This is a genomic window from Pseudomonas sp. GR 6-02, from assembly GCF_001655615.1.
GTDB lineage: Bacteria > Pseudomonadota > Gammaproteobacteria > Pseudomonadales > Pseudomonadaceae > Aquipseudomonas.
The window spans coordinates 582,647-598,354 of sequence record NZ_CP011567.1 but is presented as its reverse complement, the minus strand read 5'-3'; the positions used below and the strand labels follow the sequence as shown (position 1 = coordinate 598,354).

Annotated in this window: 12 protein-coding genes and 2 tRNA genes; 4 read left to right on the top strand and 10 right to left on the bottom strand. The window is 60.1% G+C overall.

Going from position 1 to position 15,708, the window contains the following annotated elements; translation table 11 throughout:
* Positions 1-171 precede the first annotated feature (171 nt).
* The 7 genes from dnaB to rnr form a co-directional block, all read right to left on the bottom strand.
* On the bottom strand, positions 172-1,569 hold the full coding sequence (gene dnaB, locus PGR6_RS02575; RefSeq protein WP_019650685.1) for a replicative DNA helicase: 1,398 nt from the start codon (positions 1,567-1,569) through the stop codon (positions 172-174).
* 136 nt (positions 1,570-1,705) lie between these two features.
* Entirely contained in the window at positions 1,706-2,152 is a 447-nt protein-coding gene (gene rplI, locus PGR6_RS02570; RefSeq protein ID WP_007939577.1) for a 50S ribosomal protein L9, read from the bottom strand.
* A 19-nt stretch (positions 2,153-2,171) separates the two neighbouring features.
* A complete protein-coding gene (locus PGR6_RS02565; RefSeq protein ID WP_019582207.1) occupies positions 2,172-3,065 on the bottom strand; it encodes a hypothetical protein in 894 nt (297 codons plus the stop codon).
* A gap of 36 nt (positions 3,066-3,101) precedes the next feature.
* Positions 3,102-3,332: a 30S ribosomal protein S18 gene (rpsR, locus tag PGR6_RS02560; protein WP_002551829.1), complete on the bottom strand. Its 231-nt coding sequence runs from the start codon at positions 3,330-3,332 to the stop codon at positions 3,102-3,104.
* Between the two features lie 28 nt (positions 3,333-3,360).
* On the bottom strand, positions 3,361-3,783 hold the full coding sequence (gene rpsF / locus PGR6_RS02555) for a 30S ribosomal protein S6 (RefSeq protein WP_007939579.1): 423 nt from the start codon (positions 3,781-3,783) through the stop codon (positions 3,361-3,363).
* 234 nt (positions 3,784-4,017) lie between these two features.
* Positions 4,018-4,785: a 23S rRNA (guanosine(2251)-2'-O)-methyltransferase RlmB gene (gene rlmB, locus PGR6_RS02550; RefSeq protein ID WP_018928494.1), complete on the bottom strand. Its 768-nt coding sequence runs from the start codon at positions 4,783-4,785 to the stop codon at positions 4,018-4,020.
* A complete protein-coding gene (rnr, locus tag PGR6_RS02545) occupies positions 4,782-7,412 on the bottom strand; it encodes a ribonuclease R (protein ID WP_018928495.1) in 2,631 nt (876 codons plus the stop codon). Before rnr ends, rlmB begins: the two co-directional genes overlap by 4 nt.
* A 226-nt stretch (positions 7,413-7,638) precedes the next feature.
* Between rnr and PGR6_RS02540 the strand changes: the two genes are divergently transcribed.
* The 4 genes from PGR6_RS02540 (at position 7,639) to PGR6_RS02525 (ending at position 10,882) form a co-directional block, all read left to right on the top strand.
* Positions 7,639-7,725, top strand: a tRNA-Leu gene (locus PGR6_RS02540).
* 165 nt (positions 7,726-7,890) lie between these two features.
* A tRNA-Leu gene (locus PGR6_RS02535) sits at positions 7,891-7,977 on the top strand.
* 329 nt (positions 7,978-8,306) lie between these two features.
* Complete coding sequence (locus tag PGR6_RS02530; RefSeq protein WP_064616022.1) at positions 8,307-9,317, top strand: extracellular solute-binding protein; 1,011 nt, start codon at positions 8,307-8,309, stop codon at positions 9,315-9,317.
* Positions 9,317-10,882 (top strand): ABC transporter permease, encoded by a 1,566-nt coding sequence (locus PGR6_RS02525; protein ID WP_018928497.1) that lies wholly within the window; start codon positions 9,317-9,319, stop codon positions 10,880-10,882. The genes PGR6_RS02530 and PGR6_RS02525 overlap by 1 nt, the downstream gene beginning before the upstream one ends.
* Before the next feature lie 96 nt (positions 10,883-10,978).
* Here PGR6_RS02525 and PGR6_RS02520 read toward each other — a convergent pair whose 3' ends face one another.
* From PGR6_RS02520 to PGR6_RS02510, 3 genes are all read right to left on the bottom strand, one after another.
* The gene (locus PGR6_RS02520) at positions 10,979-12,913 is read right to left on the bottom strand and encodes a methyl-accepting chemotaxis protein (RefSeq protein ID WP_064616021.1); all 1,935 of its coding nucleotides are present in this window, start codon (positions 12,911-12,913) and stop codon (positions 10,979-10,981) included.
* 138 nt (positions 12,914-13,051) lie between these two features.
* Positions 13,052-14,344, bottom strand: a complete 1,293-nt coding sequence (locus PGR6_RS02515) for an adenylosuccinate synthase (RefSeq protein ID WP_018928499.1) — start codon at positions 14,342-14,344, stop codon at positions 13,052-13,054.
* Between the two features lie 54 nt (positions 14,345-14,398).
* Entirely contained in the window at positions 14,399-15,586 is a 1,188-nt protein-coding gene (locus PGR6_RS02510) for an ATP phosphoribosyltransferase regulatory subunit (protein WP_007939588.1), read from the bottom strand.
* Positions 15,587-15,708: the final 122 nt, after the last annotated feature.

Sequence of the window (15,708 nt, the reverse complement as noted above, 5' to 3'; positions counted from 1 at the left end):
CAGCGAGCGATATACGCAACCCCTGTGGCGAGGGAGCTTGCTCCCGCTCGACTGCGAAGCAGTCGCAACATATGCAAATACGGCGCACCTGAAACAGGATGACTGCAGGTTTTGGGGCTGCTACGCAACCCAGCGGGAGCAAGCTCCCTCGCCACAAAGTCCCCGCACAGGTTATTCATCGTCGTCGAAGTTGTAGCTACCCGGCGCCAGGTTTTCAAATCGGGTGTATTTGCCGATGAAAGCCAGGCGGATAAAGCCGATCGGGCCGTTACGCTGCTTGCCGATGATGATTTCGGCAATGCCTTTGTGTTCGGTTTCCGGGTGATACACCTCGTCCCGGTAAACGAACATGATCACGTCGGCGTCCTGCTCGATCGCTCCCGATTCCCGCAAGTCGGAGTTCACCGGGCGCTTGTTCGGGCGTTGCTCCAGGGAACGGTTGAGCTGGGACAGTGCCACCACCGGGCAGTTGAATTCCTTGGCCAGGGCTTTCAGGGACCGGGAGATCTCGGAAATCTCGTTGGTCCGGTTGTCACCACTGGACCCCGGGATCTGCATCAGTTGCAGGTAGTCGATCATGATCAGACCGATCTCACCGTGCTCACGCACCAGACGACGGGTCCGGGCGCGCATTTCCGAGGGGCTGATACCCGCCGTGTCGTCGATGAACAACTTGCGATCATTGAGCAGGTTGACCGCCGACGTCAGGCGTGGCCAGTCGTCGTCTTCCAGGCGACCGGCCCGGACCTTGGTCTGGTCGATACGACCGAGGGACGACAGCATACGCATGATCAGCGATTCGCCTGGCATCTCGAGGGAGTAAACCAGGACAGCCTTCTCGCTGCGCAGCACGGCGTTTTCCACCAGGTTCATCGCAAAGGTGGTTTTACCCATGGACGGACGGCCGGCGACGATGATCAGGTCGGCCGGTTGCAGGCCACTGGTCTTCTCGTCGAGGTCGGTGTAACCAGTGGACAGGCCGGTGATCGAGTTGTCGGTGTTGAACAAGGTGTCGATGCGGTCGATGGCCTTGGTCAGCAGGTCGTTGACGCTGACCGGGCCGCCGGTTTTCGGACGAGCCTCGGCAATCTGGAAGATCTGCCGTTCGGCCTCGTCGAGAATCTCGGCGGCGGTGCGGCCTTCAGGGTTGAAAGCGCTGTCGGCGATTTCGGTACTGATGCCGATCAATTGGCGCAGGGTTGCCCGCTCGCGAACGATCTGGGCATAGGCCTTGATGTTGGCGACGGACGGCGTGTTTTTTGCCAGTTCGCCAAGGTAACCGAGACCGCCGACCTGGGACGTCTGACCTTCCTTGTCCAATTGCTCGGCCAGGGTCACGACGTCGATTGGCTGGTTCTGGTCCGCCAGTTTGGCGATGGCACGGAAGATCAGGCGGTGGTCATGCCGATAGAAATCGCCGTCGGAGACTTGATCGAGCACGCGTTCCCAGGCGTTGTTGTCCAGCATCAACCCACCGAGCACGGCCTGTTCGGCCTCGATGGAATGCGGCGGCACCTTCAGGGCAGCGGTTTGCAGATCGTATTGCTCGGGAGCGGAGATATCGTTCATGGCCACTTGGTTTATTCAGGAGAAGCAGAGGTTGTGAAAATCAGGAACTGCAGAAAGACAAAGGGCACGACCTGTAAACAGGATCGTGCCCGATGTTACCGGCAAGCACCCGAGGGTGCCAGCCGACAAGTACTGCTTAAGCTGCTACCACGACAACGCGTACGGTGGCTTCAACTTCGGCGTGCAGGTGCACGGCTACGTCGAATTCGCCTACGTTGCGGATAGTGCCGTTCGGCAGACGAACTTCGCTTTTTGCAACTTCAACGCCAGAGGCGGTCAGTGCATCAGCGATGTCGTGGGTGCCGATCGAACCGAACAGCTTGCCTTCGTCACCGGCGGTGGCAGTGATAGTCACTTCCAGCTCAGCCAGTTGGGCGGCGCGGCTTTCAGCCGATGCTTTACGGTCTGCTGCGGCTTTTTCCAGCTCAGCGCGACGCTCTTCGAACGCAGCCAGGTTGGCTGGGGTCGCAGCGGTAGCTTTGCCGTATGGCAGCAGGTAGTTACGACCGTAACCAGCCTTAACGTTCACTTTGTCACCCAGGTTGCCCAGGTTGGTGACTTTTTCCAGAAGGATCAGTTGCATGTGAAAATCCTCTTAACTTTTAACCTTCACCGTTCGCGCTATCGGCATCTTTCGGTGCCGAACGACCGCGAAAATCAATCAGGCTGTCGACGATGGCCAGAACCACCAGCAACGGATAGATCAGCTGCATGAACAGCAACAGCGTGACGTACAACCCCACCAGCCAGAACTTGGCCAGTCGCTTTTGCGCCACCAGCCCGTGAATCAGGGCCAGCCCGGCGAACACCAGCGGTACGCTGCACAACGGCGTCAACATGGCCATCTGCGGGCCAAGATTTGGCCCCAGAAGCATTAACGCCAGCAGCAACATCGCCGGTCCCAGCGGGATTCGGATGGCGCGAAACTCGCGACCAAAACCACCCGGGTTGTACAACAACGCCTGCCAGTAGCGCCCGACAATCAGGCTCAGCACACTGACGATTTGCAACAACGCCGCAATCAGGCCAGTCAGGACCGGTGCAATCAGGGACGCAAAGCGCGCTTGCTCGTCTACCGACAATTGCTGGTAGACCTCACCGAGTAGCGACGGCATGACTTTTATCAAAGCCTGCGCCAGCATCTCGATCTGGGGCGCAAAAGCCGCCCCCAGCACCACTGAAAACACCAATCCCATCGCTATGCTGACCAGCAGCACGCGGTTCCAGGACTCGCTTGCGCGCAAAACCAACGCAAGGCTCGAAGACCCCAGCAGCACCAGAAGTGCCCGTGGGTCGTCGAAGAAAAGCCACCAGATCAACGCCGGCAGCAGTCCCAGAGCAAGTACGCCAACGGCGTCCTTCAATCCGCGCCGCAGGAGCACAAGGCATCCAGCGGCAGCACCCAACCAATACAACAACGGCAATGTTGCGCATCCGGCCACTACCAGAGTGGCCTGCATACGGCCGCGCATGATGAACTCAGCTAAGGCGCGCATGCATTCAATCCTTTGCTACGTGTCGACTGCCCGGTCTCAGCGGCCGTGGCTGTCGGTGTAGGCCAGCAGGGCCAGGAAGCGGGCGCGCTTGATAGCGGTGGCCAGCTGACGCTGATAACGTGCTTTGGTACCGGTGATGCGGCTTGGAACGATTTTGCCGGTCTCGGATACGTAAGCTTTCAGAGTGTTGAGATCTTTGTAATCGATCTCTTTCACGTCTTCAGCGGTGAAGCGGCAGAATTTACGACGACGGAAGAAACGTGCCATGTAATAGGCTCCTCAAAAGGTCCGTGGATTACTCGTCAGCGTTATCGCTGTTGTCGCTGTCATCACTGTCAACGCCTTCAGCGTCGGAGTGCTCAGGACGGTCGCGACGCTCACGGCGCTCACTGCGGTTTTCTTCAGCCTTGAGCATCTCGGATTGGCCGGTAACGGCTTCTTCGCGACGGATGACCAGGTTACGGATCACTGCATCGTTGTAGCGGAAGTTGTCTTCCAGCTCGGCCAGGGCCTTGCCAGTGCACTCAACGTTCAGCATCACGTAGTGAGCCTTGTGAACATTGTTGATTGCGTAGGCCAGTTGACGACGGCCCCAATCTTCCAGACGGTGGATTTTGCCGCCGTCTTCTTCGATCAGCTTGGTGTAACGCTCAACCATGCCGCCGACTTGCTCGCTTTGATCCGGGTGGACCAAAAAGATGATTTCGTAATGACGCATGAATGCTCCTTACGGGTTGTAGCCTGCCGCTCAAAAGCGGTCAGACAAGGAGTGAATGACACTTATGGACTTGCTTGCGATAGACACATGCGTGCCTGCCGTCACAGCAAGGGGCGCAATTGTAGAGAAGGGTCGAGGGAGGTGCAAGGCAATTGGTGATTATTTGAACAATCACTTCGACTGGAAAGCCGAACACTTGCAGGAGCCGCCTGCGGCGACTCCTGCAGAGGAGTGTCAGGACTTTTTGGCGGTCCCGGCGGCTTTGACGCCACGCTGGCGCAGCGCTTCGAACAGGCAGACGCCGGTGGCGACGGACACGTTGAGGCTGCTGACGCTGCCAGCCATCGGCAGGCGTACCAAATAGTCGCAAAGGTCGCGAGTCAGGCGGCGCATGCCGCTACCTTCGGCCCCCATGATCAGGATGGTCGGCCCCGTCAGGTCCTGCTGATACAGATCCTGTTCAGCCTCGCCCGCCGTACCGACGACCCACAAGCCGCGCTGCTTGAGTTTTTCCAGGGTGCGCGCCAGGTTGGTCACGGCGACCAACGGAATCACTTCCGCCGCGCCACAAGCAACTTTTCGAACCGTCGGGGTCAGCGTGGCTGATTTGTCCTTCGGCACGATCACCGCCAGCGCGCCGGCCGCATCGGCCGAACGCAGGCAAGCGCCGAGGTTGTGCGGATCGGTCACGCCGTCGAGCACCAGCAGCAAAGGCGCGCCTTCGGTGCGATCGAGCAGCTCGTCGAGCATGGCCTCGCCCCAGACCTGGCTCGGGCTGACGTCCGCCACCACGCCCTGGTGCACGCCTTCAACCCAGGCGTCCAGCTCGCGACGCTCTGCCTGACCGACGGCCACGCGATTTTCGGCAGCGAGTTCGATCAGCGTCTGAACGCGCGGATCGCTGCGGCCTTCAGCCAGCCAGATCTGCTTGACGCGTTTTGGGTGGTGACGCAGCAACGCTTCTACTGCGTGCACGCCGTAGATCTTTTCCAACTGACTCATGACTTGGCCTTAGGTTTACGCGCCCCGCCGCTTCTGGCGGCTGGAGCGGAACCCGCTTTTGGCGGGCCTTTACGGTGTTTGCTCGGTTTGGCTGGCTTGCCGCCGGAGGCCTTGTCAGGCGCCGACCGCCCGGTCTTTCCCCCAGACGCCGCTTTACCGCCGCTTTTCGCTTCAGACAGCAATGCCTGTTTCATTTCACGACTTTTGCGCAACTCGGCATTTTTTGCCGCCGCATCGCTCGGACGATAGGCCTCGACGGCCTTTTCCTTGGCCGGACGACGCCCGGCCTTGGCCAGTACTGGCTCGGCAGCTGTTTTGATAGCAGGTGCTGCAGTTTCAGTGCCGCGCTTTTTGCGACCGATCGGTGCGCTGATGGTTTTTTCGGCCATCTCGAAGTCGATCTTGCGCTCGTCGAGGTCGACGCGCATGACGCGCACTTCAACGGTGTCGCCCAAGCGGAAGCTACGACCGGTACGCTCACCGGCGAGGCGATGGTGCACAGGATCGAAGTGGTAGTAGTCACCCGGCAGCGCGGTGACGTGCACCAGGCCTTCGACGTAAATATCGGTCAGTTCGACGAACAGGCCGAAACCGGTCACGGCAGTGATCACCCCCGGGAACGATTCGCCCACGCGGTCTTTCATGAACTCGCACTTGAGCCAGTTCACTACGTCGCGAGTGGCTTCGTCGGCACGGCGCTCGCTCATCGAGCACTGCTCGCCGAGCTGCTCCAGGGTCGCTTCGTCGTACGGATAGATCCGCGCTTTCGGAATGGTCATCGCACCGGCACGGCGAACGTGCGGGGTGTCCATTTTCGAATGGATGACGCTGCGAATCGCCCGGTGCGTGAGCAAGTCCGGGTAGCGGCGAATAGGCGAAGTGAAGTGGGTGTAGGCTTCGTAATTCAGGCCGAAGTGGCCCTGGTTATCGGCGCTGTACACCGCTTGGCTCAACGAACGCAGCATGACGGTCTGGATCAGGTGGAAATCCGGACGATCCTTGATGCCCGCGAGCAAAGCCTGGTAATCCTTCGGCGACGGACCGTCCTTGCCTTTGTGCAGGGACAGGCCGAGCTCGCCGAGGAAGGCGCGCAGTTTTTCCAGACGCTCCGGCGGCGGGCCGTCGTGGACGCGATACAACGCAGGGATTTCGTGCTTTTTCAGGAATTCGGCGGTGGCCACGTTGGCCGCCAGCATGCATTCCTCAATCAGCTTGTGAGCATCGTTGCGAACGGTCGGACGGATTTCGGCAATCTTGCGCTCGGAACCGAAGATGATCCGGGTTTCCTGGGTTTCGAAATCGATCGCGCCGCGCACGTGACGAGCCGCCAGCAGAACCTTGTACAGCGCATATAGCTGCTTGAGGTGCGGCAGGACGTCGGTGTATTCACCACGAAGCTGACGCGCTTCGGTGGCTTTCGGCGTTTCCAGCATGGCGCTGACCTTGTTGTAGGTCAGGCGGGCATGGGAGTGAATCACCGCTTCGTAGAAGCAGTAGTCGGTCATTTCGCCGGATTTGGAGATGGTCATCTCGCAAACCATGGCTAGGCGATCGACGTGCGGGTTCAGCGAGCACAGGCCGTTGGACAACTGCTCAGGCAGCATCGGCACCACGCGCTCGGGGAAGTACACCGAGTTGCCGCGAACCTGGGATTCGTTATCCAGCGCCGAACCGATTTTCACGTAGCTGGAAACGTCGGCAATCGCCACGTACAACTTCCAGCCACCGGAGAACAGGCGCAGCTTGCCCGGTTTGGCTTCGCAGTAGACCGCGTCATCGAAGTCGCGCGCATCTTCGCCGTCGATGGTCACGAACGGCAGATGACGCAGGTCGATGCGCTTCTCTTTGTCTTTCTCTTCGACTTCAGGCTTGAGCTTGGCGGCTTCTTTCAAGACCGCTTCAGGCCAGACGTGCGGAATATCGTAGGTGCGCAGGGCGACATCGATTTCCATGCCCGGCGCCATGTAGTTGCCCACCACCTCGACCACGTCGCCTTGCGGCTGGAAGCGTGGCGTCGGCCAGTGAGTGATCTTCACTTCAACGAACTGACCGATCTGCGCGTTGGCATTGCGACCTGGCGTCACCAGCACTTCTTGCTGGATCTTCGGATTGTCTGCGACGACGAAACCGATACCGCCCTCCTCGAAGTAACGACCGACGATGCTCTCGTGGGCACGGGACACCACTTCGACAATCATGCCTTCGCGGCGACCGCGACGGTCGAGGCCGGAAACACGTGCCAGGGCACGGTCGCCATCGAACACCAGGCGCATTTGCGCCGGGCTCATGAACAGGTCGTCACTGCCGTCGTCCGGGACCAGGAAGCCGAAACCGTCACGGTGACCGCTGATGCGGCCCAGGATCAGGTCGAGCTTGTCCACCGGCGCATAAGTGCCGCGACGGGTGTAGATGAGTTGAGCGTCGCGCTCCATGGCGCGCAGGCGGCGGCGCAGGGCTTCGATCTGGTCTTCTGTGGTCAGACCAAACTCTTCGACCAGCTGCTCGCGGTTAGCAGGCGAACCTCGATCAGCAAGGTGCTGAAGGATCAGTTCGCGGCTAGGAATAGGGTTTTCATATTTTTCCGCTTCACGAGCGGCCTCGGGATCGAGGGACTGCCAATCGGCCATTAGAGAGTTTTCACCTTGTCTATATGCGGGTTAGTTTGGCATAGGCGTAATGAAACGGGAAATTTCAGGCTATGACAGCCCATCTAAAGCCCTTTATCGACACCGCGAAGCTGATTTGAATGCCGCCGGTAAAATTTTCCAGGTTTTTTTGATGACGGGGGTTTACAGTTAAAAAGACGCTCCGTATAGTGCGCGCCATCGACGACGCACTAGCGCTGCCGATACTGCCCAGATGGTGAAATTGGTAGACACGCCAGCTTCAGGTGCTGGTGACCGCAAGGTCGTGGAAGTTCGAGTCTTCTTCTGGGCACCAATTTCGAGCTTGAGATTAGATCAATTTCAAGGCTCACACAAAAACCCGCGAAAGCGGGTTTTTGCATTTCAGGCTTCTGAATTATTAAAATTAAATCAGGGGTTTACAGATCAAAATGCTCTCCGTATAGTGCGCCACATCAACAGCGGCAACGCTGAAGATCATGCCCAGATGGTGAAATTGGTAGACACGCCAGCTTCAGGTGCTGGTGACCGCAAGGTCGTGGAAGTTCGAGTCTTCTTCTGGGCACCAATTCAAATTCAAGGTCACGATCTTGAGTTTCACAAAAACCCGCGAAAGCGGGTTTTTGCATTTCTGGCCTTTGAAGCCATAGCCGCCCTTTGTGGCGAGGGAGCTTGCTCCCGCTGGGCTGCGAAACAGCCCCCTCATTCTTTCAGTCAATCCTTATTGCCCGGTTTTGCGACTGCTCCGCAGCCGAACGGGAGCAAGCTCCCTCGCCACAAAGATCTGCACCAGCCCCTCTAGCAAAACCCTCACCCGCCCTGCAAGGCGCACTTGAGAAGCAATATCGTTTATCATTGTTTCAAGTTTTTGCAATGCGACAGTGAGGAACCCTGCGAATGATGCTTCGAAATACCCTGCGCCGCGGCCTGACCATCACCCTCCTCGGCCTGACACTCGCCATGCCCCTCACCCAAGCCGCCGATCCGGTTTCCCTGACACTCTATAACGGTCAACACAAGGAAGTCGGCGACGCCGTCGCCAAAGCCTTCGAAGCCAAGACCGGGATTCACGTCAATGTGCGCAAGGGCAGCAGCAACCAACTCGCCAGCCAGATCGTCGAAGAAGGCGATCGCTCCCCCGCCGATGTGATCTACACCGAAGAATCGCCACCGCTGAACAAGCTCGGCGAACAAGGCCTGCTGGCGAAAGCCGATGCCGCCACACTTGAAGTTCTGCCCAAGGACTACGTTGCCGGCAACGGCACCTGGATCGGCATCACCGCGCGGGTCCGGGTCGTCGCCTTCAACCCTAAACTGATCGACGAAAAAGACCTGCCCAAGTCCGTGATGGAATTCTCCGATCCAAAATGGCAAGGCAAGGTCGGCTTCGTGCCTAGCAGCGGCGCCTTCCAGGAACAGGCCGTGGCGATTATCAAGGTCCACGGGATGGACGCCGCCGAAGAATGGCTGACCGGCCTGCGTGCGTTCGGCAAAACCTACAGCAACAACATGGTTGCACTGAAAGCCGTGGAAAATGGCGAAGTCGCCACCGTGCTGGTGAACAACTATTACTGGTTCGCCTTGCAGCGTGAAAAAGGCCAACTCGATTCGAAACTGCATTACTTCACCGGTGGCGACGTCGGCGGACTGATCACCGTTTCCAGCGCTGGCGTACTGAAATCCAGCAAACATCCAAAAGAAGCCCAGCAATTGCTCGCCTACATGGCCAGCGAAGAAGGTCAGCGCGTGATCACCCAGACCACCGCTGAATACCCACTGCACAAGGGCATGGAATCGGATCGCGGTCTCAAGCCGTTCAGCGAACTGCAAGCGCCGAACGTCACGCCAGCCGATCTCGGCAACGCCGAAGAAGCCCTGGACCTGGAACGTGACGTTGGCTTGAACTGATGAGCGCCTCGTTATCCGCCCCCGCTTCGCATGGGGGTTACATGCCAAGGCGCAAGCGGCCGTCGATCTGGCTACTGCTACCGGTTCTGCTGCTGGTGGTACTCAGCCTGTTGCCGCTGGCCTATGTCGGCCTCAAAACCTGGCAAGCCGGCTGGGCCGAGGCACTGCATCTGCTGTGGCGGCCCTACGTGTTTGGCCTGCTGCGCAATACCCTGGCGCTGATGCTGGGCGTCACATTGGCCTGCGGTGTGATTGGCTTGTCACTCGCCTGGCTGCTGGAGCGCAGCAATCTGCCGGGACGGCGGTTATGGGGCGTGATCCTGTGCCTGCCGTTCGCGGTGCCGGCATTTGTCAGCAGCTTCACCTGGGTTTCCCTGAGTGCTCACTTCGAAGGGCTGGGCGGGGCGATTCTGGTGATGACGCTGTCCAAGTACCCGCTGATCTTTCTGCCGGTCGCGGCAACGCTGCGCAATCTCGACCCCTCTCTTGAAGAGTCTGCCCGCACCCTGGGGCAGAATCGTTGGGGTGTATTCTTCAAAATCACCCTGCCCCTGCTCTGGCCATCACTGCTGGCCGGTTCACTGTTGATTGCGCTGCACATGCTGGTGGAGTTCGGCGCGCTGTCGATCATCGGCCTGCAAACCTTTACCACGGCGATCTATCAGCAGTTCGAACTGGAATTCAGCAACGCCAATGCAGCGATGCTTTCTGCGGTGTTGCTGGCGCTGTGCCTGGTGCTGCTATGGCTTGAGTTACGCGTGCGCGGCAAAGGCCGTCACGTACGCACCGGTCAGGGCGCTGCGCGGCATGCGGAGCAGGTTCGTCTGGGGCGATGGGCGGCTGTGGGACAACTTTACTGCTTGCTGCTGGCGATCATCGGCAGCGGCATTCCACTGGGAATGCTGGCGTACTGGCTGATGGTGGGTTCGTCGGCAGCGTTCCCTGTGGCCGCGATCAGCGAGGCATTGCTCTCGTCGCTGGCGCTGTCGCTCGGTGGCGCTGCGCTGTGCCTGGTGCTGGCGGTGCCGGTGGGGTTGCTGGTGGTGCGCCATAAAGGCCGACTGGCAATCTGGGCCGAGCGCTTGCCGTATCTGCTGCATGCACTGCCGGGATTGGTGATTGCGCTGACCCTGGTGTATTTCGCCCTGCATTATGTGCCAGTGCTGTACCAGACCTCGGCGCTGTTGCTGATAGCCTATGCGCTGTTGTTTCTGCCACTGGCGCAGGCACCGATTCGCACCGCGCTGAACAAGGCGGCGCCGCAGCTGGAAGAGGCCGCACGCACGCTGGGGGCGTCGTCTTTCAGCGCGTTTTGTCGGGTGACCCTGCCCATCATCTTTCCCGCCCTGGGTGCTGCGTTTGCGCTGGTGTTTCTGGATGCGATGAAGGAACTGACGGCGACGCTGCTGCTGAGCCCGACCGGGCTCAATACATTGGCGACGGAAGTCTGGGCGCATACCGCGAATGTGGAGTTCGCGGCGGCGGCGCCTTATGCGGCGTTGTTGATTGTGGTGTCGGGGTTGCCTGTGTATCTGCTGACGACGCGGATGTATTTGAGTCGTTGAAAAGCTTCGCGGGCAAGCCTCGCTCCTACAAGGATTACGTAGCCCTTGTAGGAGCGAGGCTTGCCCGCGAAGGCACCAGACCTGCGAACGAGAAACCTAAGCCCTGAACTGCCCCAGGCTCGCCTTCAACTGCGCCGCCAACCCATCCAGCACCTTGCCGCTGGCCGTGGTCTCCACGACCGCCTGAGCCGCCTTCTCAGCTTGAGCATGGATGGTCTCAACCCGCCCACGCACGGCCTGCGCACCTTGCGCCTGATGCGCCGCGGCCTGGGTCGCCAGGCCGATCGCCGCATGCACCTGCTCGACCGACGCCTGCACCGACTGTTGCAACCGCGCGCTATCGCGCAACACCAGCAGGCCTTCGCTGGCCTGACGCCCAGCCTGCCCGATTGCCGCGACGGCCTCACGCGCGCCCTGCTGCAGTGCAACGATGTGCGCCTGAATGTCACCGGTGGAGCTCTGGGTCTTGCTCGCCAGAGCCCGCACCTCGTCCGCCACCACAGCAAACCCGCGACCGGTCTCGCCGGCACGCGCCGCTTCAATCGCCGCATTCAGTGCCAGCAAGTTGGTTTGTTCGGCGATCCCGTGAATCACCGTCAGCACCACTTCAATCTGCTCACTCTGTTGCGCCAGGCGCTCGATGACTTTCGCGCCGGTGTCGACCTGTCCGGCCAATGCCTCGATGAGACTACCGACCTTCGCCGAAGTCCGGGTGTTCTCATCCGTGGCCTGACGAATGCCCACCACCTGCTGCAAAGCGGCCTGCATGGCGTGGCTTTCAGACTGAGCCTCGTCAGCCATTTGCGACAACGCGCGCAGGCTTTCGGCCACTTCATCGCGCTGCATGCCAGCCGCCGCATCGGCACCAGCATTACGCAAAGTCATGGCGCCGATTTCCACACCGGTACGCTGGGCCACATCGCCCGCCTCACGCACGATCGGCTGTAATTTATCCACAAAGCGATTGACCGCCGAGGCCATGTCGCCGATCTCGTCCTGGCTGTTGATCTGCACGCGCTTGGTCAGGTCGCCCTCGCCTGCCGCCAAGTCATCCATCGCGACAATGAGCATTTTCAGGCGATTGACCACTCGACGCCCCAGCACCACCGCCAGTAACAGCAGCACACCGAAACCCACCACCGCCAGGCCCATGCCGATGCGCCAGCGCAAAGCCCCTGCGGCTTCCTGTACAGCGCCCGTGGTGTTGGCTTTCATTTCAGAAGCAGTGGACTGCGCCGATTGCAGACGTCCGCGCATCGCCGTTGCGCTGTCGGCCGCCGCACCTTTGAGGCTGTCACCCACCAATTGATCGCTGCTGGCGATCAGCGCCGAGAAGCGCTTGTCCAGCGCCGCCAGATCGGTTTCCACAGAGGCAGTTGAGACCCCCATCAAGACTTTGCCGATTTCCACGCCATTGGGACTGATCGAGGCTTCGAGGTAGTAGACCGACGGATCGCTCTTCGCTGCGTCCAGCACCTTGTCCAACGCCCGCTCGCCCTGGCCTTTCTCCAGAAGCGCCTTGTTGATCGCGTTCTCCCGGTTGAGATAGCGCGTCAGGTGCTGGCCCGTGGCGTCGTCATAGACCACGAACAACACGTTGGGATTGCGCTGGGCGCGGCGAGCGAATTCGGACAGGGTGGGAATGTCGCTGTCCCACATGGCGCGGGGTGCGACCGACGCCAGAAGTTGCGCCATGTCATTGGCCGAGTCCTTCAGGTCCTTCTCCAGCGTCGTACGCAGTTGAGCCTGCTCGTCTTTCAAACGTGAAGACAGCCCAGCGGTCAGGCGCTGACGGGTATTGCTGGACAGGTTATCCAGGCTCGACGTGACTTCACGCCCCGCCTGCTCCAGCTCACCGGAGAGCTTTTGGCTATCGGAGCCCAAGCGCACGCCCAGATCGGTTTCCAGCGCAGTCACCGTGCTCCGGGTCAGAGCGACAGCCACCAGCACCTGCACCAAAAGGGCGATACCAAGGGTAACGAACACGGGCCGCAACAAACGGCTTTGTAACAGTGAGAGAACGGCCGACACAGGAAATCCCTCTACTCTAACGCCATTAAATTGATGGCATTCTGAAGGCAATATTCACAGCAAAGGTCATGCCGTCCAACAGGCATAAACGACAAAGGCCCCGATTAAGGGGCCTTTGTGTTTTACATCAACGACTTATTAAGCGAACGGGTGACGCAGAACGATAGTTTCGTTGCGGTCCGGGCCCGTCGAAATAATGTCGATCGGCGCGCCGACCAACTCTTCGATGCGCTTGATGTAGTTGCGCGCAGCCTGAGGCAGCTCCTCCAGGGTCTTGGCACCCAGGGTCGACTCGCTCCAGCCCGGCATCTGCTCGTACACCGGCTCCAGGCCGATGTAGCTGTCGGCGTCGGTCGGTGCGTCGATCACTGCACCATCTTCGTTCTTGTAGCCTACGCAGATGTTGATGGTTTCCAGGCCGTCCAGCACGTCCAGCTTGGTCAGGCACAGGCCCGAGATGCTGTTCACATCGATAGCGCGACGCAGGATCACGGCATCGAACCAGCCGCAACGACGGGCACGGCCAGTGGTGGCGCCGAACTCGTGGCCACGCTTGGCCAGGAACGCACCAACGTCGTCGAACAGCTCAGTCGGGAACGGACCGGAGCCGACGCGCGTGGTGTAAGCCTTGGTGATGCCGAGGATGTAGTCCAGGAACATCGGACCAACACCCGAACCAGTGGCGATGCCGCCAGCGGTGGTGTTGGAGCTGGTGACGTACGGGTAGGTGCCGTGGTCGATGTCCAGCAGGGAGCCCTGGGCGCCTTCGAACATGATGTCCTTGCCGGCACGACGCAGGTTGTGCAGCTCTGCGGTGACGTCGAGCATCATCGGCTTGAGCAGCTCGGCGTATTCCATGCACTCGTCGAGTGTCTTCTGGAAGTCGATCGCTGGCTCTTTGTAGTAATTGACCAGTACGAAGTTGTGGTAATCCAGCAACTCGCCCAGCTTGGCGGCGAAACGCTCACGATGGAACAGATCACCGATGCGCAGACCGCGACGGGCAACCTTGTCTTCGTAAGCCGGGCCGATGCCGCGACCGGTGGTGCCGATCTTCAGCTCGCCACGGGCCTTTTCACGGGCCTGGTCCAGTGCTACGTGGTAGGACAGGATCAGCGGGCAGGACGGGCTGATACGCAGGCGCTCGCGCACCGGTACGCCTTTCTCTTCCAGCTTGTTGATTTCCCGCAGCAGGGCGTCGGGTGCAACCACCACGCCGTTACCGATCAGGCACTGCACGCCTTCGCGCAGCACGCCAGACGGGATCAGGTGCAAGACGGTTTTTTCGCCGTCGATCACCAGAGTGTGACCAGCGTTGTGGCCACCTTGGTAGCGCACTACGGCGGCAGCATGTTCGGTCAGCAGATCAACGATCTTGCCTTTGCCCTCATCACCCCATTGGGTGCCCAGGACTACGACATTCTTACCCATAACACTTGTCCTCATTCGCGCAAACTTGGTGCCGGCGGCGGCCGGCAGGAAAACTCAAGAAGCCAGTGGCGATACTTGCCAAAGCCCGTTCTGCTGAATCAATTGCCGGTCGCAGTCCGCTTCACGGGCGGCGGCCAAAGGCTGCCCAGGCAATGCCTGAACGACACGCTGACCCTCACTGCGCAACTGGCAAACCTGCTGCCAGAGTGCTGCATCCGTACTGTCAGGCATCCAGATACCGCCAGACGGTAGCTCGATCTCAGCACGCCCCAGGGTCACCAGGGTTTTCAAATCGGTGGAGAAGCCTGTCGCCGGACGGGCGCGACCGAAGTCGGCACCGATATCGTCGTAACGACCGCCCTGAGCGATGGACTGGCCAACACCCGGCACGAACACGGCGAACACCACACCGGTGTGGTAGTGGTAGCCGCGCAATTCGCCCAGGTCGAAGTACAGCGGTAACTCCGGGAAACGCGTGGACAGACGCTCGGCAATCGCCAGCAAATCGTCCAGGGCCGCCAGAACAGGCGCCGGCGCATTGGCCAGACGCTCGCGGGCAGCGCTCAACACTTCACGACCGCCACACAGGTCGACCAGCGCTCGCAGCATGCCCGACAGATCGGCAGGCAGGCCTTCGGTCAAGGTAATGACCTCGTCGATGGCTTTACGTTGCAATGCATCGAACAACTGTTGCTCGACTTCGCCGGACAAACCGGCTGCGCGGGCCAGGCCGCGGTAGATGCCGACATGCCCGAGGTCCATGTGCACATCCGGCACATCGGCCAGTTGCAGCATGGCCAGCATCAGGCTGATGACTTCCACGTCGCTGCTCGGGCTGGCATCGCCGTACAACTCGGCGCCCAGTTGAATCGGGCTGCGAGAGGACGACAACGCACGTGGCTGAGCATGCAGCACGCTACCGGCATAGCACAGACGGCTCGGGCCTTCGCGACGCAGGGTGTGCGCATCGATGCGCGCCACTTGCGGCGTGATGTCGGCACGGAAACCCATCTGCCGGCCCGACTGCGGGTCGATGACCTTGAAGGTGCGCAGATCGAGGTCCTGGCCTGCGCCGGTCAGCAGGGATTCCAGGTACTCGATATGGGGAGTCACGACAAACTCGTAACCCCAGCTCTGGAACAGATCCAACACCTGGCGACGCGCAACTTCGATGCGCGCAGCCTCCGGTGGCAGTACTTCTTCGATGCCATCTGGCAGCAGCCAGCGGTCTACCGTTGCCATTACGCCATTCCCCTATGATCCGGGCAGCAAGCCTTTGGGCGAGCCTTGAGTGAAGCAGAAAATGATCGGCTCATGTGCATAAACCCCGCGCATGAACAACGTGGCGAAAAGCCTGGAACCGG

Bases quoted from the DNA above. Each gene is read 5' to 3' on its own strand.
- dnaB (WP_019650685.1), bottom strand. From the start codon at position 1,569: ATGAACGATATCTCCGCTCCCGAGCAATACGATCTGCAAACCGCTGCC.
- rplI (WP_007939577.1), bottom strand. From the start codon at position 2,152: ATGCAACTGATCCTTCTGGAAAAAGTCACCAACCTGGGCAACCTGGGT.
- PGR6_RS02565 (WP_019582207.1), bottom strand. From the start codon at position 3,065: ATGCGCGCCTTAGCTGAGTTCATCATGCGCGGCCGTATGCAGGCCACT.
- rpsR (WP_002551829.1), bottom strand. From the start codon at position 3,332: ATGGCACGTTTCTTCCGTCGTCGTAAATTCTGCCGCTTCACCGCTGAA.
- rpsF (WP_007939579.1), bottom strand. From the start codon at position 3,783: ATGCGTCATTACGAAATCATCTTTTTGGTCCACCCGGATCAAAGCGAG.
- rlmB (WP_018928494.1), bottom strand. From the start codon at position 4,785: ATGAGTCAGTTGGAAAAGATCTACGGCGTGCACGCAGTAGAAGCGTTG.
- rnr (WP_018928495.1), bottom strand. From the start codon at position 7,412: ATGGCCGATTGGCAGTCCCTCGATCCCGAGGCCGCTCGTGAAGCGGAA.
- PGR6_RS02530 (WP_064616022.1), top strand. From the start codon at position 8,307: ATGATGCTTCGAAATACCCTGCGCCGCGGCCTGACCATCACCCTCCTC.
- PGR6_RS02525 (WP_018928497.1), top strand. From the start codon at position 9,317: ATGAGCGCCTCGTTATCCGCCCCCGCTTCGCATGGGGGTTACATGCCA.
- PGR6_RS02515 (WP_018928499.1), bottom strand. From the start codon at position 14,344: ATGGGTAAGAATGTCGTAGTCCTGGGCACCCAATGGGGTGATGAGGGC.
- PGR6_RS02510 (WP_007939588.1), bottom strand. From the start codon at position 15,586: ATGGCAACGGTAGACCGCTGGCTGCTGCCAGATGGCATCGAAGAAGTA.